Source organism: Mesorhizobium sp. M4A.F.Ca.ET.050.02.1.1 (assembly GCF_003997725.1).
Lineage (GTDB): Bacteria > Pseudomonadota > Alphaproteobacteria > Rhizobiales > Rhizobiaceae > Mesorhizobium.
The window spans coordinates 1-1,456 of sequence record NZ_RZSG01001120.1 but is presented as its reverse complement, the minus strand read 5'-3'; the positions used below and the strand labels follow the sequence as shown (position 1 = coordinate 1,456).

Sequence of the window (1,456 nt, the reverse complement as noted above, 5' to 3'; positions counted from 1 at the left end):
CCTTGCGATCCTGAAATCGTTTCGGCTTGGCGGGATGCGAAGCCTTGATACCAGCATCGGCAATGCTGGGCGTCCGATCAAAGAACTGCTTTTCTTCTCAGGAACCGAGCAGGAAATATTCTCTCAAAGATATTGCGACAGTGAGCACGCCTGATGGTGGGCACCGCGATACGGGTTATGCGACTGGCGACTCCCAGAATCGACGGTGCCGCCTTGACCAACGTGTCGAGTGGTCAGAACGTCTCGACCCAGGGCCGCAAGTCGACCTCGAAGCTCCAGGCGCTGCGGTGCTGGCGGTGGACCGCAAGATAGGTCTCGGCAATCGCGTCCGGCGACAGGCGGCGATCCGGCCGGTCCGGCTCGGCCGCCTGCCCGGGCGGCTTGATCTGGCCGTCGATGATGAAATGCGCAACGTGGATGTTCTTTGGGCTGAGCTCGCGCGCCATCGACTGCGCCAGTCCGCGCAGGCCGAATTTCGGCATGGCGAAGCCGGCCGATCCCGAAAAACCTTTCAGGCTTGCCGTGGCGCCGGTGAACAGGATCGAGCCGGAACCGCGCGCCAGCAGCCGCAGCGCCGCCTGCTGGCCAACAAGGAAGCCGCCATAGGCGCCAACCAGCAGCGCCTGTTTCACGGCGTCCGGGTCGAGCTCGGCGATCGGTCCGCGCGTGCGCCCGCTGGCGTTGAAAACCGCGACATCGAGCGAGCCGACCTTGTCGGCGGCCTCGAACAGTCGGGCAACGGAGGCGGCATCCGATACATCCGTTTCCACCGCCTGTGCGCCGATCTCGCCGGCAAGTGCCGCAAGCTTGTCGACATTGCGAGCGGCAAGGACGACGCGGAAACCTTCCTTGCTGAGAAGCCGCGCCAACGATGCGCTGAGGCCAGCACCAGCGCCTGCGATCACTGCGACATTGGCTGCCATGATTTCCTCCTGCGAATGCGGCACGGTTGGCGTGGCCGACGCCTCTTCATCGGACAGCGTCGCGCCTTCGGCGGCAAGAGGCAAGAACGGTGTTGCTCGATTTTGGCCGCCCGGCGCAAAAGGGGGGCCGGTCCGACGGCAGGTTCCATCGCGACACCGCGAAACGCTTGCCTGCAGGACCGATCCGTCCGACAGGTGGTTCAACGGCGATTCGAGGAGCGACCATGCAACCAATCTGGGCCGTCGGCCTGATGACAGGCACCGTACTCGACGGCAATATCGACGTGGCGCTGATCAAGACCGACGGCGAGCGCATCGCCGACTTCGGCACCTACACGCTGGCGCCCTACGCGCAATCGATCCGCAGCCTTTTGGAGGAGACGCTGCGGCGGGCGCGCCTCTGGAACTTCGTGGGACCGGAGCCGGAGATCTTCCGCGAGGCCGAGGAGGCGCTGACGCGCGCGCAGTCGGCGGCGGTCAAGGATCTCGTGGAAGGCCAGGGCATGACGATGGCCGATATCGGCGTCGTCGGC

At 65.0% G+C, this 1,456-nt stretch carries 2 protein-coding genes; one reads left to right on the top strand and one right to left on the bottom strand.

Translation table 11 applies throughout. The annotated features are described in order from the left end of the window. Positions 1 to 233: 233 nt before the first annotated feature. Positions 234 to 923 (bottom strand): SDR family NAD(P)-dependent oxidoreductase, encoded by a 690-nt coding sequence (locus tag EOA33_RS35550; protein ID WP_127407711.1) that lies wholly within the window; start codon positions 921 to 923, stop codon positions 234 to 236. 224 nt (positions 924 to 1,147) lie between these two features. Here EOA33_RS35550 and EOA33_RS35545 point away from each other — a divergent pair. Beyond that, positions 1,148 to 1,456 (top strand): anhydro-N-acetylmuramic acid kinase (locus EOA33_RS35545; RefSeq protein WP_348628296.1); only part of this gene is annotated, 309 nt, incomplete at its 3' end.

Coding starts and splice junctions, on each gene's coding strand:
- EOA33_RS35550 (WP_127407711.1), bottom strand. CDS start 923: ATGGCAGCCAATGTCGCAGTGATCGCAGGCGCTGGTGCTGGCCTCAGC.